General features: G+C 71.8%; 16 protein-coding genes. 6 read left to right on the forward strand and 10 right to left on the reverse strand.

What is annotated here, in order from left to right:
* The first annotated feature begins 33 nt into the window (after window positions 1-33).
* Together IEY73_RS16190 and IEY73_RS16195 are read left to right on the forward strand one after the other, a co-directional pair.
* On the forward strand, window positions 34-627 hold the full coding sequence (locus IEY73_RS16190) for a hypothetical protein (protein WP_189080041.1): 594 nt from the start codon (window positions 34-36) through the stop codon (window positions 625-627).
* A gap of 340 nt (window positions 628-967) precedes the next feature.
* Window positions 968-2,323: an FUSC family protein gene (locus IEY73_RS16195; RefSeq protein ID WP_189080042.1), complete on the forward strand. Its 1,356-nt coding sequence runs from the start codon at window positions 968-970 to the stop codon at window positions 2,321-2,323.
* A gap of 3 nt (window positions 2,324-2,326) precedes the next feature.
* On the opposite strand, the gene IEY73_RS16200 is transcribed toward IEY73_RS16195, so the two are convergent.
* Window positions 2,327-3,178, reverse strand: a complete 852-nt coding sequence (locus IEY73_RS16200; RefSeq protein WP_189080043.1) for a helix-turn-helix transcriptional regulator — start codon at window positions 3,176-3,178, stop codon at window positions 2,327-2,329.
* A 128-nt stretch (window positions 3,179-3,306) separates the two neighbouring features.
* Between IEY73_RS16200 and IEY73_RS16205 the strand changes: the two genes are divergently transcribed.
* Together IEY73_RS16205 and IEY73_RS16210 are read left to right on the forward strand one after the other, a co-directional pair.
* Window positions 3,307-4,332: an aldo/keto reductase gene (locus IEY73_RS16205; protein WP_189080044.1), complete on the forward strand. Its 1,026-nt coding sequence runs from the start codon at window positions 3,307-3,309 to the stop codon at window positions 4,330-4,332.
* Between the two features lie 53 nt (window positions 4,333-4,385).
* Window positions 4,386-4,880, forward strand: coding sequence for a hypothetical protein (locus IEY73_RS16210; protein WP_189080045.1), 495 nt, complete (start codon window positions 4,386-4,388; stop codon window positions 4,878-4,880).
* Between the two features lie 4 nt (window positions 4,881-4,884).
* Here IEY73_RS16210 and IEY73_RS34135 read toward each other — a convergent pair whose 3' ends face one another.
* The 9 genes from IEY73_RS34135 to IEY73_RS16255 all read right to left on the reverse strand — a co-directional run bounded on the left by IEY73_RS34135 (window position 4,885) and on the right by IEY73_RS16255 (window position 22,901).
* The gene (locus IEY73_RS34135) at window positions 4,885-11,955 is read right to left on the reverse strand and encodes a type I polyketide synthase (RefSeq protein WP_268240454.1); all 7,071 of its coding nucleotides are present in this window, start codon (window positions 11,953-11,955) and stop codon (window positions 4,885-4,887) included.
* Between the two features lie 211 nt (window positions 11,956-12,166).
* Window positions 12,167-13,600, reverse strand: a complete 1,434-nt coding sequence (locus IEY73_RS16220; RefSeq protein WP_189080046.1) for a S8 family serine peptidase — start codon at window positions 13,598-13,600, stop codon at window positions 12,167-12,169.
* Window positions 13,601-13,628: 28 nt separating this feature from the next.
* Complete coding sequence (locus IEY73_RS16225) at window positions 13,629-15,224, reverse strand: RICIN domain-containing protein (protein WP_229715873.1); 1,596 nt, start codon at window positions 15,222-15,224, stop codon at window positions 13,629-13,631.
* Between the two features lie 29 nt (window positions 15,225-15,253).
* On the reverse strand, window positions 15,254-15,931 hold the full coding sequence (locus IEY73_RS16230; RefSeq protein ID WP_189080048.1) for a hypothetical protein: 678 nt from the start codon (window positions 15,929-15,931) through the stop codon (window positions 15,254-15,256).
* Window positions 15,928-16,683, reverse strand: coding sequence for a hypothetical protein (locus IEY73_RS16235; protein WP_189080049.1), 756 nt, complete (start codon window positions 16,681-16,683; stop codon window positions 15,928-15,930). Before IEY73_RS16235 ends, IEY73_RS16230 begins: the two co-directional genes overlap by 4 nt.
* Entirely contained in the window at window positions 16,683-17,960 is a 1,278-nt protein-coding gene (locus IEY73_RS16240) for a hypothetical protein (protein WP_189080050.1), read from the reverse strand. The genes IEY73_RS16235 and IEY73_RS16240 overlap by 1 nt, the downstream gene beginning before the upstream one ends.
* Complete coding sequence (locus tag IEY73_RS16245; protein WP_189080051.1) at window positions 17,912-18,190, reverse strand: hypothetical protein; 279 nt, start codon at window positions 18,188-18,190, stop codon at window positions 17,912-17,914. Before IEY73_RS16245 ends, IEY73_RS16240 begins: the two co-directional genes overlap by 49 nt.
* Window positions 18,190-22,584, reverse strand: a complete 4,395-nt coding sequence (locus tag IEY73_RS16250; RefSeq protein ID WP_189080135.1) for an FtsK/SpoIIIE domain-containing protein — start codon at window positions 22,582-22,584, stop codon at window positions 18,190-18,192. Before IEY73_RS16250 ends, IEY73_RS16245 begins: the two co-directional genes overlap by 1 nt.
* A gap of 20 nt (window positions 22,585-22,604) precedes the next feature.
* A complete protein-coding gene (locus IEY73_RS16255; RefSeq protein WP_189080052.1) occupies window positions 22,605-22,901 on the reverse strand; it encodes a WXG100 family type VII secretion target in 297 nt (98 codons plus the stop codon).
* Window positions 22,902-23,108: 207 nt separating this feature from the next.
* Between IEY73_RS16255 and IEY73_RS16260 the strand changes: the two genes are divergently transcribed.
* Both IEY73_RS16260 and IEY73_RS16265 read left to right on the forward strand, forming a co-directional pair.
* Window positions 23,109-23,819, forward strand: coding sequence for a hypothetical protein (locus tag IEY73_RS16260; protein WP_189080053.1), 711 nt, complete (start codon window positions 23,109-23,111; stop codon window positions 23,817-23,819).
* A gap of 46 nt (window positions 23,820-23,865) precedes the next feature.
* Window positions 23,866-24,396, forward strand: a complete 531-nt coding sequence (locus IEY73_RS16265; protein ID WP_189080054.1) for a LuxR C-terminal-related transcriptional regulator — start codon at window positions 23,866-23,868, stop codon at window positions 24,394-24,396.
* The last annotated feature ends 8 nt before the right edge of the window (window positions 24,397-24,404 follow it).

A 24,404-nucleotide genomic window follows, 5' to 3' on the forward strand; every position in this document is an offset into this window, starting at 1 on the left:
AACCACGCCGCCCTGACGCGTCGTCCCATCACCATGACGGTTTCCGCGCGCGCCCTGCTCGGCCTCCCACTGTCGCTGCTCCTCGCCGCCGGACTCGCCGGCTGCGGCCGGGATGCCGGCCGGCGGCAATACCAGCAACCGGTGGCCTGTCCCGTCGACGGCGTGCGCTGGACCGGCCCGGCCACACCGCTGCCGGACGACTTCGTGCCGACCGTCGCGTGGCGGTGCACCTTCGTGCCGTACCCGATGGCGCATCGGCCGCCGGCGACCGCCCCACCCGGTCGTACCGGGGACCTGCCGTCGCCGTCGGTGTCCGCTTCCGTCTCCGCTCGGCCGGATCCGGGTTGGGAGTGGCGGACCGTGCAGCGCGCGGAGGGTTCGCTCGATGCTCTGGCCACCGCCCTGCGCACCCCGCCGCCGGCGCGCGGCGGCGACGCCATCTGTACGTTGATCATGATCCCGCCGGTCACCGTCGTGGTGGCCGACGCCGCCGGTCACGTCGTGGTGCCGGCCGTCCCGATCAATGCGTGCGGGCATCCGGTTGCCGAGGTGCGAGCCGCCATCGAGGCCCTGAATTGGGAAATCACCAAGACCAACGGGGTTGGCCCGGGTCCGTCTCCCTCCTGAGGGAGGGCCATGCCACAACGGGTTCCGTACAGCCTCCGGCTCTGTCATCATCGGGGCGGATCCGCTGTGATCCGAATCCTGGTGGTCGACGAGTCACGCCGGTTTCGACGAAGCCCTCAGTGTTGTCCGCGGCCAACCGAACTGCAGTGAAGACTCATGGGTGCGTGGCGCGTTCCGGCGTCCCGCCTCGTTCGTACGAGCAAGTCTTGACAACTCAATACACCATTCTGTCTGTTTTATTGTTACATGCACCTAGATGAATGGTGGCGGTCAGTCGCCAGCACGGCCTCCGGGTCGTGCCAGTCCGCCAGCCCACTCTGGGACAAGGAGCGAGAGCGTCATGTGGGTGGCTGCGGCCGCAAATTCCACCGTCCCGCAGGCGGTGGAGAAGCTTCCGGCGGCTTTGGTGTGGGTCGTCGTGATCGCCGGTGCCGCGTGGGCGGCGCACCGGCGGATATTCCCGCCCATCAGGTCCGTGAAGGCCAGCGTCGGCTGGCTGTCATGGGCGCAGAACGGCAGCCGGTTGCGACGGCTGCGCAACGCGATCCAGTCGGTGGTGACCGGCGCCCCGGCCGAAACGGCACGCACGGTCGTCGTCACCGGCGCGGCTGCCGCGATCGCCTGGTCCGTCGCCACCGGCGCCGGCTTGGCCGGACCGGTGATGGCCGCCATCTCGGCGACCTTCTCGGTCCAGCTCAGCGTGCACGCTTCCGTGAAAGAAGGCGTGCAACGGCTGGTGGCCACCCTGATCGGCGTCGTGGTCGCCCTCGTGATGTGGAAGACCGCCGGCGTACGTACGTGGAGCATCGCCGCGATCGTGGTCGCGTCACTGGTGCTGGGGCGGCTGCTCCGCCTCGGCGACGGCGTGATCATGATGCCCGCGACGTCGCTCGGCGTCCTCGTGATCGGCAGCACCATCACCGATGTCGTGGTGCTGGAACGCATGGCGGCCACCGCCGTCGGCGTGGTCGTGGGGGCATCGCTGTCGCCGTTCGCGGGCGGGCTGAGCCCGCTGGAACGGGCGCAACGCCGGCTGGTGGTGTTGTCCTCAGCCCTCGCGGACCTGCTGACCCAGCTCGGTGAGGGCACCCGTCGGCCGTACACCGCGGAGGAAGCCGGCCAGTGGCTGTCCACCGCGCGCAACCTCGACTACGGCGTCGAGGAAGCGGCGAAGGCGGTCAAGGACCTGTCCGGTCGGCCGCGCTGGCCGTCCCGCACCCCGGCGTCCGCGATCCGTCCGATGCGTTCGTCGCTGCGCGACCTGTGGCACAGCGTGGATCACGTCAACAGCATCGCCCGTTCGCTGTTCGACGCGGTGAACGACCCGAACAGTCACCAGGTGCCGGCGCAGATCGGCCCGGTGCTGACCGCCGCGGCGGACGCCTTCGCCGTGCACACCGCGGTGCTCGCCGACGGCGACCCGGCGCACCTCACCGACGCCCTGGAGGCGTTGCGCGAGGCGCGGGTGGAGACCGTCCGGGCGTTGCGTGCCCACGACGCCGGAACGTGGCTGGTGGCCGGTTCGATCCTGACCGACGTCCGGCGCATCACCGAGACGCTGAACCGGCAGGGTCCGGCGATGGCCATCGGGGCCTGGGACATCTCCCGCGTACCGGCGGTGTCCGAGATCGTGCCGGCGAAGAAGGCGCTGCCCGGATCGGGCCGGCGGCACAACGTACGACGGCTGAAGCTCTGAGGATCACCCCGCGGGCGTCCCCGCGGGGAAATCCTCGGTGCCCAGCACGCGCAGCAGGTCCAATCGGTCCCGGGTTTCGGCGTCCGCGGGCGTCAGCACGAGCAACTGCTGACCCAGATCGGGGGTGACAAGGGTTTCGCAGTTCATCCGGAGCCGGCCCACCCGCGGATGCAGCATGGTCTTGCGGTCGGCGCGGCGGACCGCCACCTCGTGCTCGGCCCAGCGCCGCCGGAACTCCGGGCTGGCCGCCTGCAGCCGCTCGACCAGCCCGGTCACCGTCGGATCGCCGGACCGTCGGCCGGCCACCGCGCGCAGGTCGGCCACCAACTGGCGGGACTGGTGGTCCTGCTCCTCGGGTGGGTGGAGGGCGCGTGCGGTCGGCTCGGTGAACCAGCGATAGGCGATGTAGCGCCGGTCCCCGGACAAGCCGGTCAGTTCGCCGGTCAACAGGGCCGACGTGCGGTTCTGAGCGAGGATCTCGCCCAGGTCGGAGAGCACCAGCGCGGGATTGTCGCCGAGCAGGTCGAGCATGCGCACCAGCCCGGCGCGGGCCAGGCGGGCCACCCCGTCGGCCGGCGGCGGGCGGTGGCCGGCCAGGTAGAACAGGTGATCACGCTCGTCGTCGGACAGGCGCAGCGCGCGCGACAACGCGCCCAGCAACTGAGTCGACGGTTGGCTGCTGCGGCCCTGCTCCAGGCGTACGACATAGTCCACCGACATGCCGGCGAGCAACGCCACCTCCTCGCGCCGCAGCCCGGCGGTGCGGCGGCGCGGGCCGTCGGCGAGCCCGACCTCGGACGGCCGGATCGTCTCCCGGCGTCGGCGCAGGAAGTCGGCGAGCTGGTCACGCTGCATGCCCCCATGGTGCTCCGGCGCCGCGACCCCGACCAGGGAGTCGCACTCCCACGATCAACTCTCCGCTCCCGTGCGGCCCGGAACCGGCGCACGGTGGGTGGCGACACCGACGACGAGGGAGAACCGCCATGCAGACACGAATCCTGGGACGCACCGGGCCGGACGTCTCCGCTCTTGAGGTCTCCACGCTTGAGGTCTCCGCTCTGGGGCTGGGCGGCATGAGCATGTCCGGCGCCTACGGGGCGGCCGATCGTGGGGAGAGCATCGCCACCGTGCACGCCGCGCTGGACGCCGGGGTCACGCTGATCGACACCGCCGACTTCTACGGCATGGGCCACAACGAGCTGCTGATCGCCGAGGCGCTGCGCGGCCGTGACCGGGACAGCTACCAGCTCAGCGTCAAGTTCGGCCAACTGCGCGGGCCGGGCCCGGTGTTCGGCCCGCAGGACGGCCGGCCCGCGGCGGTGCGGAACTTCCTGGCCTACTCGCTGACCCGGCTGGGCACCGATCATGTCGACGTCTACCGGCCCGCCCGGCTCGACCCGGCGGTGCCGATCGAGGAGACGGTCGGCGCGATCAAGGAGATGGTGGAGGCCGGATATGTCCGGCACATCGGCCTCTCCGAGGTCGACGCCGCGACCATCCGCCGGGCGCACGCCGTGCACCCGATCACCGACGTGCAGATCGAGTACTCGCTGCTGTCCCGCGCCGTGGAAGCCGAGGTCCTGCCGACGCTGCGCGAGCTCGGCATCGGCCTGACCGCGTACGGCGTACTCGGCCGGGGTTTGATCTCCGGGCACTGGTCCGCCGGAGGCACCGGCGAACCGGGCGACTTCCGCGGGATGAGCCCGCGGTTCTCCAGCGGGAACGTGGAACACAACCTGACCCTGGTGGAGGCGCTGCGGGCGGTGGCCGAGGCGAAGGGATGCACCGTCGCCCAGATGGCCATCGCCTGGGTGGTCGCGCAGGGCCCGGACATCGTGCCGCTGATCGGCGCGCGCACCCGGGAACGGCTGGCCGAGGCGCTGCCCGCCGCGGGTCTGGCCCTCACCGCGGACGACCTGGCCGAGATCGAGAAGGCGGTGCCCAGGGGCGCCGCCCGCGGCGACCGTTACCCGACCGCGCTGATGTCCGGCCTCGGCGTCGGCAACTGACACCCGCGGGCCACGGTGGTTTCCCCGTTGTCCGCGTTGGACATGCTGTACCAATGCATCCATTGGGGTGGCCGCTGTGGTGCCGGTGCCTGATCGCCGGTCTGGCGTACGGGGTCGCCCTGTACGCCGTCGGCGTCGGTGGCCGCGCCGCCGAACTGATCCTCGGCTACCCGGTCGTCGGAGTCGTGCTGGGCCTGATGCTGTGGCCGTACGCCCGCGCGCACGAACGCAAGCTCTACGGCGACCTCACCGGCGACGAACGAGTGGCGGTGATGCGCGCGGTGCGAGCCCACGATCCGCCCCGAGACGCCCGCCTGCGGGACGCCGGTGCCCGGCTGGCCCACCACTGGACCAGCCGACAGCGGCAACCGCGTAACCAACTGATCGTGTTCGCGCTTCTGGAGCTGCTGGCGGTCTTCGCGGCGCTGACCATGACGGCGTGGGGCTGGGCGGCTGTCGTGCTCCTGCCGCCGGTGGCGTGGTACTCGGTGCGCATCGAGCGGCGCCAGCGGCTGGCCGCGCTGCGGTTCCTGCACGCCATGCCGTGACCGGTCACCGGCCGCCGACCACCTCGTCCAGCCACCCGCGCACCACGGCCGCTGTCGCCTCGACATGCTCATCGAGCATGCTGAAGTGGTCGCCCGCGACCTCCACCCGCCGGTGCGGTACGGACCGTGTGGTGCGCCAGTCTCCGCGCATCGACGGCACCGGCCGACCCGCGGCGACCAGCAGGCTGGGGGTGTCGAGCGGGGCGATCCGCCGCCCGTCCATCAGCCGCAGATAAGCACCCACGGCGACCAGCGCGGTCTGCTCGGCCTCGGCGGTCAGCCGCCCGTGCAGCCGGCGCAGCCCCATGGCGACCAGCGCGGCCTGCCAGTCCTCGGCGTCCTGGCCCAACCCGTTCTCGTACGTGTCGAGCAGGACCAGCCCGGCCGGCGGCGACCCGTGGCGTTCCAGCCGATCGGTCACCGCATGTGCCAGCAGGCCCCCGCTGGATCGGCCGAGGAGCACCAACGGCCGCCCGGCCGCCGCCGTGCGGGTCGCCTCGGTCAGTCGGTCGATCAACTCGTCCAGCGATGCGGGCAGCTCGTGGCGGTCGGTGAAGCCGGGCAGCGGAACGGCCGCGACCGGCCCGCCCAGCACCCGGCCGAAGGTCCGGAACTCGGCCGCGCCGGCCGGCCCGAACGACGGCAGCCCGACCAGCACCGGCCCGTCCCCGTCGGTCAGCCGCACCGGCACCGGTGGTGCCGTGTCCGGTTCCTCGACCGGCACCGCGGACGCGCTGATCAGCAGGTTCAGGGCCATCCGATGGTCGCCGGCGGCGCACAGCTCGTGGAACACGTCGGCCAGGGTGTCGACGGCGTGCGTGATCGTCCGCGGTGTGCCGGACATCGGCGCGGCAACGGGCGCCGCCCCGGCCCCGTCAGGGGACTTTGCGGGCGTGTGCATCTCCGCGGCGATCCACCGGGCCAGCGCCGCCGGGCTTGGCTGGTCGAACACCACGGTCGCGGGCATCGCCACCCCGGTCGCGGCGACCAGACGGGTGCGCAACTGGATCGCGCTCACCGAGTCCAAACCCTGATCGGTGAACGCCGTACGGACGTCGACCAGAGCCGGATCAGGCTGCCCGAGTTCCCCGGCGAGTTCGTCCCGGATCAGCGTCTCCAACGCGCCGATCAGCTCCGGGCCGGCGAGCCCCCGCAGGTCGTCGGCGGGTGCGGGCGCCGGTCGGCTGCGCGGCGCCACGTCCCAGGCGGGCCGGTCCAGCACGAGCGGCGCGAGGACCGGCTCGTCGGTGCCCAGCGCGGCGTCGAACGCGGCGACCACCTCGGCGGGCGTCATCGATCGCAACCGTGACTCGCGGGCTTGCATGCCACCGGTCACGTCGAGCGGACCCCAGGCCAGCGACAACGCCGGCAGGCCGGCGGCACGGCGGCGGCGTGCCAGCTCGTCGAGGTAGGCGTTGCCGGCCGCGTACGGCCCTTGACCGGGGTTGCCGAAAAGACCCGCGGCCGAGGAGCACAAGACGAAGGCGGACAGGCCGGTGGTCAGCTCATGCAGGTGCCGGGCCGCGTCCACCTTGGGCCGCATGACCGCGTCGGCTCGTGCCCGGTCGAGCGTGGCGATCGGGCCGTCGTCGAGCACACCGGCGGTGTGCAGCACCGCCGTGACCGGCGGGTCCGCCGCGGCGACGACCTCGGCGAGTGCGGCCCGGTCACCGACGTCGGCGGCGCGTACGGTCACCCTCGCCCCGGCATCCACCAACTCGTCGCGGAGCCGGACGGCGGCCGCGGCCCGGTCGCCGCGACGGCTGACCAGCAGCAGATGGCGGACGCCGTGGGCGGAGACCAGGTGCAGGGCGAGCAACCCGGCCAGCGCACCGGAGCCGCCGGTGATCAGCACACTGCCCGTACCGAAGGCTGCCGCGGGCGCGGCTCCGACATCGGCACGGACCAGGCGGGGTGTTTCGATCCGTCCCTGCCGAACCCGGACTTCGGGTTCGGTGGCGGCGGCCCGCACCGCGGTCGGCAACGCCCGATCGTCTCCGGCCGCGGTACCCGGCAGCACCAGCGCGACCTGACCCGGATATTCGGCGGCGACCACCCGCACCAGCCCGGCCACCGCCGCGGCATCGGTGACCACCGCGACGCGACCCGGCGCGGCGAGCCGCTCCCGCAGCCGTTCCAGCACCGCCCATACCTGGTCGCGGACCGTTTCCGGGTCCTCCGCCCGGGGAAACCGGCCGTCCAGCACGGTCGGCGCCGGTCCCGCCCCGGAGGCCGGCAGTGGCACCCACGACCTGCGGTACAGGGACCGGGGCAGCGCGCGCAAGGTGAGGCCGTCGACCTCCAGCACCGGCCGCCCGTCGGTCGCGGCCAACTGAACCGCGATCCGGTCCGGGCCGAGCGCAGTGACACGGACCCGGGCGGCGCCGGTGCCCGCGCCGTGGCGGCGAACGCCGGTCCAGGCGAACGGCAGCCGGGTCGCCGACCGTTCCGTGTCCGAGTCGTCGAGCAGCCGAGCCGGGTGCAAGGCCGCATCGACCAGCGCCGGGTGCAGCTCCGTGCGTCCGGCGGCGGCCGGGAGCTTCACCTCGGCATAGACGGCTCCGTCGCCGCGCCAGGCCGCGGTCACCCCCTGGAATGCCGGACCATACCCGCTGTCCGTGTAAAAGCCGGCGAGGTTCACCGCAACCGCACCGGGCGGCGGCCACGCGGTGGCCCACGGCCAGGGCGCCGGTCCGATCTCGGTCGGTCCGATCTCGGCCGGTCCGGTGTCGGTCGGTCCGGTGTCGGTCGGCCCGCAGTGGCCGGTCGCGTGCAATGCCCACCGGCCGTCATGCCCGGCGTGGACGTCCAGCGTCCGGATGCCGTCCGCGTCCGGTTCGCCGAGAGTCAGATGCAGATCCACATGGTCGTCGGTGAGCGGCAGCGGGCGGGTCACGGTCAGCTCGCGCACCGTCGGCGTCCCGGCGTCCCGGCCGATGGTGACCGCCAGGTCCAGGAACACCGTCCCAGGAATGAGCACGTCGCCACCGATGGCATGATCCGCCAGCCACGGCTGCTCGGCACGGGAGAGCCGGCCGGTCGCCAGGAACCGTTCGGTGCCCGGCTCGGCCAGCGGCGTCACGAGGGGACCGAACGCCCGTCGCGCGGGTCGTGAGGCGGCGAGCCAGAAACGCTGCCGGGTGAACGGGTAGGTCGGCAGCGCGGCGGACGCTCGCGGACGGGCGTCGCCGAGCAGCGCGGCGCGGTCCACCGCGACCCCGTGCGCCCACAGCACGGCCGCCGTGTCCCGGGACACCGCGTGCGTTCCCGCCGGCACCAGCGTGGCCAGCGACGCATCCGGACCCATCTCCACCACGAGACCGGGTAGCGCGCGGACGGCGTCGCCGAACCGCACCGGCTCGCGGATCTGCCGGACCCAATAGGCGGCCGAACGCAGATCGTCGTCCGCGGCCGGCCGGCCGGTGACGGTGGAGACGACGGGAACGGTCGGCGGACGGTACGTCACCGTGGCAGCCACCGCGGCGAAGTCGGCGAGCATCGGTTCCATCCGGGCGGAATGAAACGCGTGACTCACCCGCAAGGTGGTCGTGTGGTGGCCGCGTGCGCGCAGCATCGCGGCCAGTTCCTCGACCGCGGGCGCATCCCCGGAGAGCACGAGCGAGCGCGGACCGTTGACGGCGGCGAGGTCCACGCCACGGCCCAGCAGGGACCGCACGTCGGCCTCGGCGGCGTCGACGCTGATCATCCGCCCACCCGGCGGCAACGCGCCCATCAGCCGGGCTCGGGCGGCGACCAGCTTCGCCGCGTCCGCCAGCGACAGGATGCCCGCCACGTGAGCGGCGGCCAGCTCGCCGACCGAATGCCCGGCGACCACGTCGGGTCGCACGCCCCAGGACTGCAGCAGCCGGTGCGCCGCTACACCGAACGCGAACAGTGCGGGCTGGGCGTACTCGGTGCGTTCCGGATCGCCGGCGCGCGGCGGCGGCTCGCCGACGGCGGCCAGCGCCTCGTCGTACGCCTCCCGGAACGCCGGGAACGGCAGCAGGTCCCGCATCCCGGGCCGGTGCGCGCCCTGGCCGGGGAAAAGGCAGGCGACCGGTGGTGTCGGTCCCGCACCGCCGAGGACCACCCCGGCGTGCGGGCGGCCCGACTCCAGCGCCGACAACGCGGCGGCGCGGTCGGCCCCGGACAGCACCACCGCGCGATGGCGCAGAGCCGCCCGGCCGGTGCCCAGGGCGACGGTGTCCACCGGGCGTTCGTGGTCCCGCAACCGGCCGGCCAGCCGGCGCAGGGCGGACTCGTCGGCGCCCGAGAACAGCAGCGGCAGCCCGTCTTCCCCGACCTCGTCCGGCCGTGCCGCGACGGGTGGCGGCGGTGCCTCCTCGACGATGACGTGGGCATTGGTGCCGGAGATGCCGAACGCGGAGACGCCGGCTCGGGCCGGGCGATCGAGATCCGGCCAGGGCCGTGCCTCGGCCAGCGGCGCGACATCCCCGGCGGTCCAGTCGACATGGGCGTTCGGGCGTGCCAGGTGCAACGTCCGGGGGAGCCGGCGGAGACGCATCGCCTGCACCATCTTGATCAAGCCGGCGACGCCCGCCGCCGCCTGCGTGTGACCGATGTTCGACTTGATCGAGCCCAGCCACAGCGGGCGCCCGGCCGGCCGATCCCGCCCGTACGTCGCCAGCAGGGCCTGCGCCTCGATCGGGTCGCCGAGAAGGGTTCCGGTGCCGTGCGCCTCGACCGCGTCGACGTCGGCCGGGCCCAGCCCGGCGTCGGTCAGCGCGGCACGGATCACGCGCTGTTGGGCCGGGCCGTGCGGGGCGGCGAGCCCGTTCGAAGCGCCGTCCGAGCCGATTGCCGAGCCGCGCAGCAGACCCAGCACCGGATGATCGTGCCGACGGGCGTCGGACAGGCGCTCCAGAAGCAGAAGCCCGGCGCCCTCGCCCCAACTGGTGCCGTCGGCATCGGCGGAGAACGCCTTGATCCGGCCGTCCGGGGCCAGCCCGCGCAGCCGGCTGAAGGCGACGAACGGGGTGGGGGTGGACATCACGGTCGCCCCGCCGGCGATCGCCAGCGAACACTCACCGGACCGCAGCGCCCGCACCGCCCAATGCGCCGCCACCAGCGAGGACGAGCAGGCGGTGTCGACCGTGACGGCCGGGCCGGTCAGGCCGAACACGTACGCGATCCGACCGGAGGCCACGCTGCCCGCCGAGCCGATGCCCAGGTGACCCTCCAATTCGGCCGGTGGTTCCGGGGCGTGGCTCGCGTAGTTCTGGTACATCAGCCCCACGTACGTCCCGGTGTCACTGCCGCGCACGGTCGCCGGATCGATGCCGGCGCGCTCCCACAGCTCCCACGCCGTCTCCAGAAGCACCCGCTGCTGCGGATCCATGGCCGCGGCCTCGGCCGGACCGATGCCGAACGGGGCCGGGTCGAAGTCGGTCGCGGTGTCCAGGAAGCCACCCTCCCGGACGTACGTGTGCCCGGCCCGGTCCGGGTCGGGGTCGAACAGGTCCGGGTCCCATCCGCGGTCGTCCGGGAACGGCCCGATCGCATCCGCCTCCCGATCGACAAACGACCACAGGTCCTCGGGCGAGCCGACACCGCCGGGATAGCGGCAGGACATGGCGACGATCGCGATCGGGTCGTCGTCGGTGTCGGGGCCGGCGGACCCGAGCAGATCACGGATCACCTTGCCGGACGCGGTGCGCGGCAGTCGGTCGACGAACCGGATCTCGTCCGGCGCGTGCGCGGCGGACATCCGACGTCGCACGGCGGTCAGCAGCGCCGCCGGATCGGTCCCGGCGACGGCGGGCACCACGTAGCCCACGGCGATCTGACCCAGACGGTGGTGCGGGCGTCCGGCGACCGCCACGTCGGCCACCTCGGGCAGGCGAAGCATCTCCGCCTCGATGTCGGCCGGATGCAGGTTGGCGCCGCCACGGATGATCAAGTCTCGGGCTCGTCCGGTGAGCGTCAACCCGCCGTCCTCGGCCAGCCGTCCCAGGTCGCCGGTGTGGTACCAGCCGTCGGCCAGCACCTCGGCCGTCGCCTCCGGATCGTCGAGGTAACCGCGCATCACGTGCGGGCCGCGGACCCAGACCTCGCCCTCGGCGCCGACCGCCACCGGCGCGCCCGACCGCGGATCGGCGATCCGTACCTCGCGGACCACATGGCCCACCGAGCCTGCCGTGGCCGGTGGCCCCGCCAGCGAGTCCATCGCGATCGTCCCGCACGTCTCCGTGCTGCCGTAGCTGTTCACCAGGGGTGCCCCGAGCTTCTCGCGGACCGCCGCCCGCAGCTCCGGCGAGCACGGCGCGCCTCCGGTCACGCAGACCCGCAGATCCGGCAGGTCCAGCCGGCCTTCGCCGATCAGGGTCAGCAGCCGGTGGTACGTGGTGGGCACGCCGGTCAGCAGGGTCGGCGAACCGGCACGCAGGGCGGCAAGGAGGTCGCCGTCCGACGGGTGGTCCAGGAGAATCGCCGTGGCGCCGAGCATCGGCACGGCGAGAGCGCAGCGGCTGTGCCCCAGCGCATGGAACAACGGGAGTGGCCAGAGCAGACGATCAGCCGGACCGACGCCCAGGTGTTCGATCAGCCCACGGCGCACCGTTTCCAGCCACGGGCGCTGGCAGGAGACCACGCCCTTGGGTCGGCCGGTGCTGCCCGACGTGAAATGAATCCACGCATCCTCGGTCGCACCCAAGTCGTCGCGGGGTGGCGCGCTCGCGGCGGCGAGGACCTCGGGCACGGTCATCGCCGGGACGTCGCCCCGCGCCGCGGCGCGGGCGGTCACCACCAGCCGTGGCCGGCACGCTTCGACAAGCCGGTTCAGCTCGGCGGTGGCCGATCGCGGATCGACCGGCACACCCACCCCCGCGGCGCGGACCGTGCCGAGCAGCGCCACCACCGCATCGATGCCGGTCGGCAGGCTGATCAGCACCCGTTCTCCCCGCCGGTGCCCGGCCCCGATGAGCCCTCCGGCGAACCGCGCGGTCCGCTCGGCCAGGCCGGCGAAGGTGAGCACCCGATCGCCCTGCACCAGGGCGGGCTGGTCGGGCCGTTCGGTGGCCTGATGGCGCAGAAAGTCCACAACGGATTCGGGCACGGCATCTCCCCATCGATGCGCGGTGTCGGTCAATCTCGCGGGGACGAGCCGGCCCGTGCCGCGCGCGGCACGGGCCGGGTGCCCACGAAGGAGAAGAGCCGACGAGTCCGGGCAGTGATACCGACGCTGCGGTCGGTGGCCGCCGGATACGACAACGTCGACGCCGCAGCGGCCGAACGCATGCGGAACACCCGATGACACTCGTCACCGTTCACCAGCCGCTGATCTCCTCCGTCACCTCGTCTGCTTCGTCCCGGGTGGCCCGGATACCGGGGTTCGCGGGAACACCGGGGTTCGCTGGCCGGTCCCAGAACGGGTCGTCGTCTCCGGCCATCCCCGCGCGGGCCGCGCGGGCCTGCCTCCTCGCCCGGCGATGGCTCACGAGCCGAGCCGCGGATTGGGTCACCGGTTGACGCAGGAAGACAACGAGCAGCAGCAGGACCATCGCCGCGGCTGCCCAGAGCAGCACCCGGCTCAGGGTTCCGAGCCCGTTCGACGGCGTGGCGGATGACGCATTGGCACCGACACCCGCCGGCAGCGGCGTGGTGACCGCGGCGACCGGGTTGACCACCTCCCGCGCGGTAGTGGCGAGGACCTGCCGGGCCGCCTCGGCGGCATGCAGTTCGGGGTGGGCGGCGCGGACCAGAGCGGCCGTGCCCGCCACGAACGCAGCGGCGTACTCGGCGCCGCTGCCGGTGCCTCCGACGGTGGCTATGCCGACGCCCGGCGCCAGCACATCCACCGCGTCGCTCGGATAATCGTCCGCGGCTCGGCCGTTCTCCGCGACCTCGCCCACACGGAGCAGGCCGTCCCCGGGCGCTGCTCCGGCCGATGCCGGCAGCACCACCACCACGTCGCGGGAAACCGCGTCGTTGACGGCGGCGCGCATCTCGGAGTCCGTGGGGTCGGCGCCGAGCAGGATGACGCTTGCGCCCGCCGCGACCGCGACGTCGACGCCGGTGGCCGCGAGGTTATCCGGAGACTCGTCGTCGGAACCCACCTTGACGGGCACGATCCGGGACCCCGGCGCCACGCCGAAAGTCTTTCCCCCGGCGCCGTCGTCGCCGGCGATGATGCCGGCCAGAGCGGTTCCGGGCCCGGCGCAACCGGTGTCGCCGCGGCCGGTGCCACTCGCGACGTCCACGCCGGCCATGACACGGCCCGCGAGGCCCGGCGCCGTACCGTCCACACCGGATCCGACGACCGCGACCTTGACCCCCGAGCCGTCGGTCACGGACCAGGCGCGGCTCGGCCCTAGCAGGTCCTGGCCCCAGGACGCCGCCGCCGGCACCTCCGCGTCCCGCGCGCAGTCCGACGACACCTCTCCGGCGGCCGGCAGCGGGCCGTCATGCAGGGCGTTGCCGACCGCGTCCCATGGCAGCACCAGATGCCATCCCTCGTGCAGACGGCCCGGATCGGCGAGACGACCGCCGTCCGGCTGTACCCGCCCGGAGTTGAGGTCGAGGATCTCGCCGGCCCGGTCCGCGTCGCCCAGGAACCGGGCGGCGACCTCCCAGAGGTTCTCCGGCGCGCCCTGATAGGCCGGGGCCACGGTGTAGTAAAGCTGCTCCGCGTTCGGCGCGGCCTGTGCCGCGGTTGCCGTGACTCCGGTCGCGGCGGTTGCCATCAGGACCGCGACCGCCATGTGCCGCTTCTTCATTCCGGCACCCCCATCACCACTCGGACTTCTCGACGAGAGCCCATTCGTGGTCGTCGTTGTCCAGGCACGGGACGAGAGCCAGCCGGATGTCGGCACCTCCGTTACCCGGGCCGGGCACGTCAAGGCACATGTCGGCGACCGTGTTCCGCAGCCAGTAATACGCGAATCCGTCCGAGGTCTGCTTCGGCTCCAAGCGGAAGTACTGGTTGTCCTGGTCGAAGCAGCCCGTCTCGTCGAGTTCGGTACCGGAGGCCACCGCCTCTCGCGTGGGCGGGTCGATGCAGAAGCCGTCGTCGGCGTTGCGGATCCAGTACAACTGGAACCCCTCGTCATCGGCGGCGCGCGGTTCGAACGACCACTCCTGGTTGTCCTCGTATGTCTTGGCGCAGTGGGACTGGTTCACCGGCCCGTCCCGGTCGCCGGCGCCGCGGCCCGGCACGTCCACGCACATCTTGGTGGCGAAGTTGAGCAGGAAGTAGGGGCCATAGCTGCTTCCCGACGCGTCGTCCGCCTTGACTGCCGGCTGGTTGTCCCGTTCCGGAGGGGCGGGTTCGGCATTCTCCGTCGTCGCTGCCGGTTCGGGCTCGGGTTCGGCCGGCGCGGCGGGGGAGGAGGTCGCGGACGCCTTCGGCGCCTGCAGCCGCTCGTCCTTCGCGTATTCGGCCTCCGCCTTGGTCACGGCGTCGGCCAGCGTGACGACCGACGCCGCCTCGTCGCCTTGGGCGAACGCGGCCAGGGCCGACGCGTATTGGCCGCCGGTGTGTTCGATGAGTTCGCACATCGCGCGACCCAACGCTCGGATCGCCACCGACGGATCCCACGGAGACTTGCCCTCGGCCGATTTCACGGTGGCCTTCCAAACCTTCGGTGTGAACTGCGCGATGCCCTGCTCACCGGCCGGACCGAGTCTGTCCGGGTCGAAGCCGCTGGTCACCATCAACTGCGCCGCGACCCGGGCCGGCGGCATGTCGGTGCAGACCTTTCCGGCCGCGGCGACATCCGTCACGTACGCGTCCGGCACGGGCCGCACGACGCCGGGTTCGCCTGCGGGGCGAGATGCGGGCGCGTCGCCGCTCAGCGTCGGCTGCAGGGCGTACCAGTTCGCGTATCGCGCGACGGTGTCCACGTATTCCTTGGCCTCATCGGGAATGCGGTTGGCCGCGACCACCTTGTCCATGCCGGTCCGGTACGCCGCGAGCGCGACACGCCACGGGCCTTCTTTGACACGTACGGCGCGGGCCTGTCCGATGAGCCCACACATCAGATGGGCCAGAGCGGTGACGGCGGCTTCGCGATCGGTCGGCTTGGCATCGGGCCATGGCGCGTTCTGCTGCCACTGCACCGGGGTCAGCGCCGCCACCCCCGAGGCGCCGGCGCCGCGCATCTCGGCCACCGGCTGATTGCCGAAGTGCGAGGCGACCATGACCTGCCCGGCGAGCCGCGCCGGGGTGAGTGCGGGGCAGGCCGCCGCCGCGCCGTCGAGAATCCGCACGTCCTCGCCGGAGAGCTGGCTCCCCTGCAACGGCTCGGCGGCCTGGGCTGCCTGCCGCGCCACGAAACCGCCGGCGCCGGTCAGGACGGCAAGGGCCAGGGCGGTGCCCAGCGCCACCGGACGACTCAATCTCGGCATCCGCACGGTCAGGCCCGCGTTTCCGTCGTCGGGGGCTCGGCGCCGACCGGGGACATGTGCGCGAGCACCTCGTCCTCGGTGGGAATGTCGTCGCGGTTGCCCCAGCGCAGTGTGCCGACGATCGCGTCGAAGACCAGGACGACCGCTTGCACGGCGTCCGCCTCGACGTCGCCGTCGCTGAGCACCGTGAAGGTCAGCAGCCCCCACACCCCGGAAACCTCGGGGTGGGCGACGTAGTAGCTGACCCGCAGCGAAGGGGACGTACGCCGGAGGGCGGCGCTGTCCACGACCGCCGCGACGCGGGCCGCCGGCGCGCCGGCGATCTCCAGAGACGTCCCGTTCTCTCCGGCGTCGGCGAGGATCGAGCCCAGAACGGTCTCCGTGGTGACGTTGTCGTCGCCGCCCTCCAGCACCGACATGACCATCGAGCCGGGTAGCCGGACACCGTTGAATTCCCGCAGCGGCAGCAGCACCGCCCGGGCGCCGTTGCGGGCGGCCTCGTCGGTCGCTTCGGTGAGTTCCTTGCGCAGAATGCGCCGCCACGGACCGGCCTTGTCGCGGGGCAGGGAATCGGGCAGGTGATGCCGGACGATGTCGTCGATGATCCGTTTCCGGACCCGCGCGAACTCCGGCGTCGTCGGAATGTTTGCCCATCCCTCAGGCACCACCACATTGAAATCGATCATGACGGGCTCCGCTCGGTGGCGAACTGCATCGGGGCCGGCCCGCCGTCCGGCTGGTCGGCGGCATCCGCGGCGATCATGTGCATCAGCGTTTCCACCCCGGAACCGATCACCGCCATCTGGTCCAGGCCGAAGACACGTGTCCGCAGCAGGACGTCCACATCGGGGACCGGTCCCGCGCCGGTCCCCGGCACTTCCAGGCGAAGGGCCGCATCCACCCGGCCGTACGTCCCCTCACGCGCGGATTGGGCCAGCGCGAAAACCCGCAGCCCGTCGCCGTGATCGGTGGTCACGTAGTCGACCGTCGGTTCCCGGACGTCCTCGGCGAGGCCGTCGACGCCGACCTCGGCCATCAGGTAGGCCGGGTCGTCGGCACGAGGTCGGCAGAACTCGGCCAGCACGAGCACGGGCATCCAGCGCAGGTCACCGCGGAGGAACCCGGCGCCCCAGAAGAGCCGGGCGTGGGCGGGCATGTGGTCGGCGCGTGCCAGCAGGCTGTCCGTCACGGTCGGTCCCAGCTCGTCGATCGCGAACGGGAATTCCTCGTCGGCGTCGGCGGGCCAGGCGGCCCGGGCGGCGGCCACTTTGTCCCCCACCCACTCGTCGAGCAGGGCGGACACCTGTGCCTTCCACGCCGCCACTTCCGCAATGTCGCGCCCGGCGGCCGGAACGGCGTTCCAGAACCAGGACACGTCAATGGACGCGGCGCTGTCGTGGTCCCCGGCGGTCGCTCTGTCGATTCGCGGTACCGCCATCATCCCCACCCCTCCTTCTGCTGGTGTCCCGCAAAGCCGAGACCCGCACCGAGGCTGAAGAGGATGTTGGGGATCATCCAGGCCAGCCAGACGCCGTCCGCGAGGCTGGCCGATCTGCCGAGGAGTTGAGCGGACTCGGCGAAGAAGTTCCTGCCGATCGTGCCCTCCCACCACAATCGGGCGAACTTTCCGAAATCACGAGTCTTAAAAAGGTCCTTCCACATGTCCCAGCCCGCCCAGAAGTTCTTCCCGTCCGAGGCGAAGAAGCCTGGCCTGGCGGCGGGAAATATCTTTCCGGTGCTGCCGAGTCCCTTGAAGAAACCGGGATTTTTGAGCACCTGAAAAACCCCCTTGACGGATTCGAAGATCTTGGAGCCGAACTTGGCGAACGCCAGCCCGGCTCCGCCGAGAGCGAGTCCGACAACGCCGAGGATGACGTCTTCTACTCCAGCCTCTCCGGCGGCGTAGAGGACGCTGTCCGCTATCAGCGCGATCCCGCCCGCGATTAACCCGCCGATCACCAGCACGTTGAGCCCCGGGATGAGCAGGGCGAGCCCGGTGATGACCATCGCGAGGGCTCCGAAGATCCCGCTGATCCACTCGAACGCCTCATGCATCCGGTCCTTCCAACCGTCGCTCAAGCCGTCCTTGTACTGCTTGCAGTTGACCGCGTCACCGAACCGCTTGCCGGCCACATCCAACGCGTCCAGCGCCGCGGTCAGGCGATTCTTCGCCTGGTTGACCTGCGATTGCGCTTCGTCCTGCGCGCGTTGCCTGTCGGCGGCCTTCTGCTGTTCCTCGGGCGTGATCGTGCCATCCGGGTCCGGGACCGGTCCCGGCATGCTGTTGGCGCGCGTGACGGCGTGCACCGCCTCCGTGCGATCGTCCAGCGCGGCGGCGACCTCGGTCTGGGCGTGTTCCAGGTCGGGCTCGTACTTGGCGATCTCGGTGGCGACATCCTCGTATCGCACGGCGGCCTTGGCCAGGTCGTCGCGGATCTCGCCGGCCTTCTCCTTGAGCGGGCCGACGTATTCGCCGCGTAGGCCCTCGCTGCCGCCGTCGACGATCATGGCGAGTTTGGTGAGCGCGTCGTCCAGGGTGGTGGCGATGCCCGCATATCGCCGTTGCGCCGCGCCGATATCCGCGAGGTCGGCCCGGTACAGCGTCGAAAGCCGGTTCTTCTCGGCGATGTCGGCGAAGTCGTAGTCATCGAAGCCGAAATAGCCGATCATTTTTTCTCCAAGCCCTTGACCATTTCGCTCTCCGCCTCGGACCAACTGTTCTCGGCAGAGCTGACTTGCCCCTGGAATTCCTTCATGGCTTCGATGATCTTTTTGCGGTGGAGTCGCCAGTTGAACGCGAAGTCACCCATCGAGAGGTTGGCGTTGAGCTGACCCCATCGACCCTTGTAGTCGTCCTGGAATTTGCTCGCATGATCGAATTCATCGATCAATATCGCCAGGTCATCGACCAGCGCGCCGAGGTCCTGCACCACGATGTCTGCCATCAACTCACCGTTCCTCTCGTCACCTGCGACGGCCCGGACCCGGTCTCGGGCAGGGGAATTTGGACGGTCTGCAATTCGCCGTCGCCGAGGTGCGCCCGGGCGATTCCGGGAACGACCCGGTCGCTCAGTGCGGCCCGGCTCAGGCGTACGCCGATCAAGTCGCCCGCGCTCAGCGCGGGCGGCGACAGCAGCGCGCCGCGGCGGTTCTTCTTCACGTCGACCTGCCAGCCGGAGAATCCCATCGCCACGGAGGCGACCTCCCCGGCGATGACGACCGCTCGCGCGTTCCCGGCCGCGCCGCGCACCAGTCGGCGCAGCCAGTCCTTGCACCGCACATCACGCCACGCCTCGGCGTCGTCCACCAGCAGAGCGACCGGACCGTCGCCCGGATCGATCAGGGCCGCGAACTCCTCCTCGGTGGGGTCGTCGCCGGTGACGACCCCGCGCACCCCGGCGCGGCCGGCGAGACCGAGCAGCGGCGTCCGGATCGGAGCCCCGATGACCAGCTCGGTGCCGGACCGCAGCAGCGACTCCGCCATCACCCACAGCGCGGTGCTGCGCCCGGACCGGGACGGCCCGGCGATCAGGAAGGTCGGCTGGTCGGCCAGCAGATCCGCGCCCATCGGCTCCAACTCGTCGCCCCCCACGCCGAGCAACGCCCACATCGGCCGCGGCTGCCCGACCTGCTCCCACGCCTGGTCGAAGGTCAACCGGCTGGGCAGGACCGCGATCCGGCCGGGCCGCTGGGCCTTCGGCACCGCAGCCTCGCGGTCGGTCAGGGTCGCGGCGAGTGCATGCATCGCGGCAACCTGCGCCGGCCCGGCCGGGTCGGCGGCCACCAGGTCGACCTGCACTTCCACCGCGGTGACGGCGCGATACCCGCGGCCCGGCGGCATGCTCTCCGGGATTTTCCGCGGATTGAGCCCGGCGAGCGTGGCATCGGTGCGGTCGGAGAGGCGCAGCACCAGCTTGTCTTCGCACAGGGAGCTCATCCGGCCGCTCAGCAGGCCGTGGTCGCCCGTCACGATGAGGTGAATCCCGGCGCTGGCACCCTCCCGCATCAGGACATGCACGAGGTCGGTCAACGCCCCGCCGTCGTGCTCGCTGAGGGTGCCCAGGAAGCCCTCCCAGCGGTCCAGAAGCAACAGGATGTGCGGCAGGCGAGCGTCCGCTGAGACGGCCGCGCGCTGTTCGGAGAGGTCGGCGAAACCGCCGTCGCCGAGGACTCTCTGACGCTGCTGCAATTCCTCGTGCAGACGGCGCAACAGACGGCTGGCACGCTCCACATCGGTGCGTTGTGCGACCGCGCCGCAGTGCGGGAAGCGGGTGATCGGCAGAAGAGCTCCGTTGCCGCAGTCCAGTCCGTAGAGGTGCAGGTCGGCCACGCTCGTGGCGGCAGCCGCTGCGGTGGCTATCGTGCGTAGGGCCTGCGAGCGGCCGGACCGGGGAGCGCCGACGATGTGCAGGTGGCCGAACGCGGACAGGTCGATCGTCATCGGCACCTGCTGCTGAGTCGTCGGCAAGTCCTGTACCGCCCACGCGAACGAGGGCTCGCCTCGTGCATCGCGCAGCGGTTCGTCGGGCAGGTTCACCACCGACACCGTCGGCAACGCCGGCAGCCAGGGGCGGCGCTGTGCGGGCAGACCCAGCATGTCGTTCGCCCGCCGGATGGCCGACACCAGCACCGACAGGTCGGTGGCCTCGTCGGTCTCGGCCGCGTTCCGGGGGCGTTGCGGCACCGGCCGGCCCAGGTCGGGCCACCGCACCGGGTGCAGGAACGGCGCTGCCACCGCCGTGGAGTCCCGCTGCGGCCGGCGACCGCCGACCCGGCCCGTTTGGAACGGGATGAGCGAACTGTGCCCGAGCCGGGCGTACGCGCGTCCGGGGTGGGACGACGAGATGCTCGCCGCCTCCCGGGCATCGATCACGTCGGCGCTCTCCCCGGCGTCGGTCACCCGCAACGCGACGCGCAAGTTCGTGTTGGCGCGGATCTCCGCGGACACCACGCCGCTCGGGCGTTGCGTGGCAAGCACCAGATGGATTCCCAGCGATCGACCCCGCTGCGCGATGTTGACCAGGCCGGTGACGAAGTCCGGCAGTTCCCTGGCCATCGAGGCGAACTCGTCGATGACGATCAGCAGCCGCGGGACCGGGGCCGGCACCGGCCGCCGGGTCGCATAGTCGACGTAGTCCTCAAGGTCCTTGGCGCCGACCGCGGCGAGCAGGTGCTCCCGGTGGGTCAACTCCGCGCCGAGCGAGGTGAGAGCCCGCTCGACCAGGTGCGTGTCCAGGTCGGTGACCATGCCGACGGTGTGCGGCAGGTCGACGCAGTCCTTGAACGCGGCGCCGCCCTTGTAGTCGACGAGCACGAAGTTCATCGCGTCGGGCCGGTTCGCCACGGCGAGCGACGCCACCACCGTCTGGAGGAACTCCGACTTCCCGGAGCCGGTGGTCCCCGCGACCAGTCCGTGCGGACCGTGTTGGACCAGGTCGAGTGCGAACGGGCCGTCCAGGCTGTACCCGACGATCGCCCGGGTGCTGCGCGGTGCGGCGTTCCACCGGGCGCTGATGTCGGACACCGACGGGTCCTCCATGCTCAGCACCTCAAGCAGACGAGCGGAGGCGGGGAGCGCGGCGTCGCCGTGCGAGTCACTGATGTCGCGTACCGGGGCGAGTCGGCGTCCGGTGATCGGGAACCAATCGTCGATCACCTCATCGACTCGGACGTCCTCGACCATTGCCGCCCGTTGTTGACGCAACGTCGTCGGCCGCCCGTCGCCGCCGACCACCACGGTCGTGCACTCCTCGGGAAGCGTGCGCTCATCCGCGTCGATGCAGAGGAAGTAGACGCCCACGGCCGGACCGCTCAGCAGCAGAGAGACCATGCCCGGCAGGGCACGCAGCCGGCGGGCCCCGTCCAGCACCACGACGACATCGGGGTCGGTGAGAGACGCGCCTGATCCGGCGTTCAGGCGGGCCTGACGCCGCACCTCGATCAGCTCGGTCAGCTCGGCGATCCGGCGCGCGATCGTCTCGGCATCGGTGCCCAGCAGCGTGAGGGTTTGCTGGCCCAACGCCGGTCGGGTGTGCGGCAGCCATGCCGCCCATTCCCACAACGCTTCGCCGTCCGGGTCGGTGAGCACATAGAGCTGCAGGTCGCGGGGGCTTTGCGCGACGGCCAACTGTCCGGTCATCCAGCGTGTCAGACGACGTGCCCACGCGCCGCGGCCGGCGACGCCGACCACGCCGGCGTGCTGGATGGAGAAGGCGACCGGCACATCGACCAACTGCCGCGGCTCGGCTCGCCGGTCCTGGCCCGCCGCCTCGACACTGATCATGCTGGGGAGGTCGGCGACGCCGATGCGCACCATGAGGTGGTCCGGATCGGTGCGGCGGCGTTCCCACAGCCGGGCATGCGGACCGGTGGCCACGATGAGCAACTCGGCCGGATCGGGCGCGGCGACCCGGCGGTCGTGGCGCTCCAGCACGATCGTCTCGGCGATGTCGGCTTCGATGGCGGCGACGCGCGCGGCGTGCTCGGCCACCTGTCTGCGGTGGCTGCGGCTGCCCTGGCGGCGGCCGGTCCACCAGTTGGCCATCACCATGAGCGGCGACATGCCCGCGAACATCAAATACATCGGGTTGCCCAGGACCAGCGCCATCGCACCGCCGAACGCCGCCGGAAGCGCGGCGGCCAGCCACGGCAAGGCGTTCGGCGTGGGAGCCTTCGGCTCGGACGGGATCTTGAACTTGTCGGGCCGGGTCGGTGGAAGCAGCCGCGGCGGGCGGTTGTAGTCGAGATACTCGCTTTCCGGGGACGGCCCGACCACCGCGTCGGGACAGCACACCGGGTGTGCCTCCAGCGCCGTTCCACCGGCGGTCAACTGGGCGGTCTCCCGCCAACGGACCTCGCCGGCCGTCAGCGCCTCCCGGTCCAGCAGCAGGCCACCACCGACCCCGCGCACGTGGACCTCGGCGTCGAAGGTGACCCGGACGACGCCGGCCACCGCCGGCACGTCATCGGTGAGCCGGACGGCGCAGCCCCGGGCCGAACCGATGCGGTGCTCGCCGGGGCCGAGCGACCAGATCCGCCCGGCCCCGGTTCCCGTCACCGCTCGGACCGTCACCAGGCCACCGATGGTGTAGGGCACCGGCCCCGGCCCGCCGATCCACAAGATCGAGCCGTCGCGCACCCCGCTGGACGACAGCGGCAGGTCGAGGTCGAGTGGCCGGTCCTCAAGATGGACCGGGCCGGGGGACGCTCCCGGTGTGGCATACGACGGGCCAAGGCCGTCCAGCAGGTTCTTGACGATGTCCCGCACCGGGGTGCCCGGGTCGGCGTCCACGACCACGTCGGCCGACCACGCTTGCGGGGACGCGAGGGTGATCAGCATGTGCACGGCGTATCCCTTGGCTACTTGTTCAGCGAGTTGGCGAGTTGGGAGTCCATGTCGCGCAGCGCGTCGACGGCCTTGTCGAGCCACTGGGAGAGCAGGTCGAGGCTCTCCATCACTTCGTTCGCCGAGTTGACGAACTCGGTGTGGACCTCGTCGAATTTTCCGGAAGCCTGGTCGGTGACGAAGCCGGATCCGGTCAAGCTGTCCACAATCGACTTACATTCGGTCAGCCGGGAGTCGATCTCGTCCTTGTTGTTGCGCATCCGAGTCGCGCTGTCCGACATCTCCGCGTAGGTGATGTTGAGGTTCGCCATCGGGCCGTCCCTTCGAATGGTGCGGGCCGCGCAGCACGCACGTCCCAGCGATAAGCGACGCGGACCAACGTAGGAAGGACGTCCACGCGCGGTCCAGATCGGAGGGTGCGGATGTGGGTCCCTGGGCCCACGGTTCGCGTTGACAGTCGTCTCCCCATCCGTCGACGATTTCGGCTGACCCGGGAGTGGCGTTGTCAGGGGGGTGCGATGAGCTACCAGCAGTCCGGGGCCTGGGCCGTCGACCAGGCCATGCGTGTGCTGGCCACCGGATGCGCCGCGGAATGCCGGCCGGCGCCCGCCGCCGGCGCGGTGGTCCTCGGCTCGGAGTCGATGCTCGTACGCATGACCACCCCCGACGAGGCGGCGCCGCCCGGCTGGACGGTGGCTGACCACGGCCGCACCTGGCGGACGGAGCTGCGCCGGCTACAAGACGCGGCCGTGGACGACCGGATTCCCGATCCCTACCCGCTGCTCGTGTCCCTCGGTCTGATAGACGACGGGCGGCTGCTGCTCAACCTGGCCGCGGCGGGCGGCCCGATCAGCGTGGAAGGCGAACCCGATCTGGCCCGGAGCCTGATCCGGGCATGGTCGCGGAGGCTCACCACCAGCCCGTGGGCGACCGGGAACCGGGTGATCCGGGTGGGCTTCCCCCACGATCCGGACTTCTGCGGATGGGACGTGTCCCGCCTGGTGGCGGCGGCGCCGGTGCTGGACGTCCCGGAAGGCGGCATCGTCCTGTTCGCCGCCCCGCCCGCGGGCCGCGATCTCTACCTGGTGGACCGGTTGCTCCGCGAACCGGTGCGCCGCTGGTCGGTGGTGGCCGTCGGCGCCGGCGACGCGACGTGGCGCTTCACCGTGCGAGCCGACGGCACCGCGGAGACCGGTCTGCTGGCCGAGCCGGTACGTCTTCGCCCGTGAGAGCCGTATGAAGCGTTCCTGAATCGGGGCCGAGCAGACTGGGCGCATGCTCACGGTTTCCGTTCCGCCGGGCCCGACAGGCGGCCGGCTGCGCATCGCGATCTCCAGCCCGGAGATCCTCGCCCACATCCGGCACAAGTTCGCCAGCAGGGGCCTGGACGTGCGGATCGACGGCCTGCCCTCGGTCGAGGTGATCGTCACTCCGGTGACCGGCGCCAGGCCCGCGGCGAGCGCCCTCGCCGACGCGCTCAACGTGCTGGCCGGGCCGCAGACCCGGCGGCGGGACCCAGCCACCGCGCGTTATCGCCTGGCGCTTGTCGCACACCACCGCCGGGTCGACGATCCGCCCCGCACGGCTCACCAGGTGGACCGGCACCGGCCGCTGTCGCCACGCGAGGTGGAGGTCATGGAATCGATCAGCCGGGGTATGGGCAACGCCGACATCGCCGCTCTGCTGTGCGTCCGACAGAAGACCGTGAAGAACCACGTGAACCGCATCTTCACCAAGCTCGGCGCCCGCAACCGGGTCGAGGCGGTGCTGACGTGGCAGCGCATCCAGGCCGCCACGCCCGGATGACCGCCGAC

Source organism: Mangrovihabitans endophyticus (assembly GCF_014646155.1).
GTDB lineage: Bacteria > Actinomycetota > Actinomycetes > Mycobacteriales > Micromonosporaceae > Actinoplanes > Actinoplanes endophyticus.

Coding starts and splice junctions, on each gene's coding strand:
- IEY73_RS16190 (WP_189080041.1), top strand. CDS start 34: ATGACGGTTTCCGCGCGCGCCCTGCTCGGCCTCCCACTGTCGCTGCTC.
- IEY73_RS16195 (WP_189080042.1), top strand. CDS start 968: ATGTGGGTGGCTGCGGCCGCAAATTCCACCGTCCCGCAGGCGGTGGAG.
- IEY73_RS16200 (WP_189080043.1), bottom strand. CDS start 3,178: ATGCAGCGTGACCAGCTCGCCGACTTCCTGCGCCGACGCCGGGAGACG.
- IEY73_RS16205 (WP_189080044.1), top strand. CDS start 3,307: ATGCAGACACGAATCCTGGGACGCACCGGGCCGGACGTCTCCGCTCTT.
- IEY73_RS16210 (WP_189080045.1), top strand. CDS start 4,386: ATGCATCCATTGGGGTGGCCGCTGTGGTGCCGGTGCCTGATCGCCGGT.
- IEY73_RS16220 (WP_189080046.1), bottom strand. CDS start 13,600: ATGGCGGTCGCGGTCCTGATGGCAACCGCCGCGACCGGAGTCACGGCA.
- IEY73_RS16230 (WP_189080048.1), bottom strand. CDS start 15,931: ATGATCGATTTCAATGTGGTGGTGCCTGAGGGATGGGCAAACATTCCG.
- IEY73_RS16235 (WP_189080049.1), bottom strand. CDS start 16,683: ATGGCGGTACCGCGAATCGACAGAGCGACCGCCGGGGACCACGACAGC.
- IEY73_RS16245 (WP_189080051.1), bottom strand. CDS start 18,190: ATGGCAGACATCGTGGTGCAGGACCTCGGCGCGCTGGTCGATGACCTG.
- IEY73_RS16250 (WP_189080135.1), bottom strand. CDS start 22,584: ATGCTGATCACCCTCGCGTCCCCGCAAGCGTGGTCGGCCGACGTGGTC.
- IEY73_RS16255 (WP_189080052.1), bottom strand. CDS start 22,901: ATGGCGAACCTCAACATCACCTACGCGGAGATGTCGGACAGCGCGACT.
- IEY73_RS16260 (WP_189080053.1), top strand. CDS start 23,109: ATGAGCTACCAGCAGTCCGGGGCCTGGGCCGTCGACCAGGCCATGCGT.
- IEY73_RS16265 (WP_189080054.1), top strand. CDS start 23,866: ATGCTCACGGTTTCCGTTCCGCCGGGCCCGACAGGCGGCCGGCTGCGC.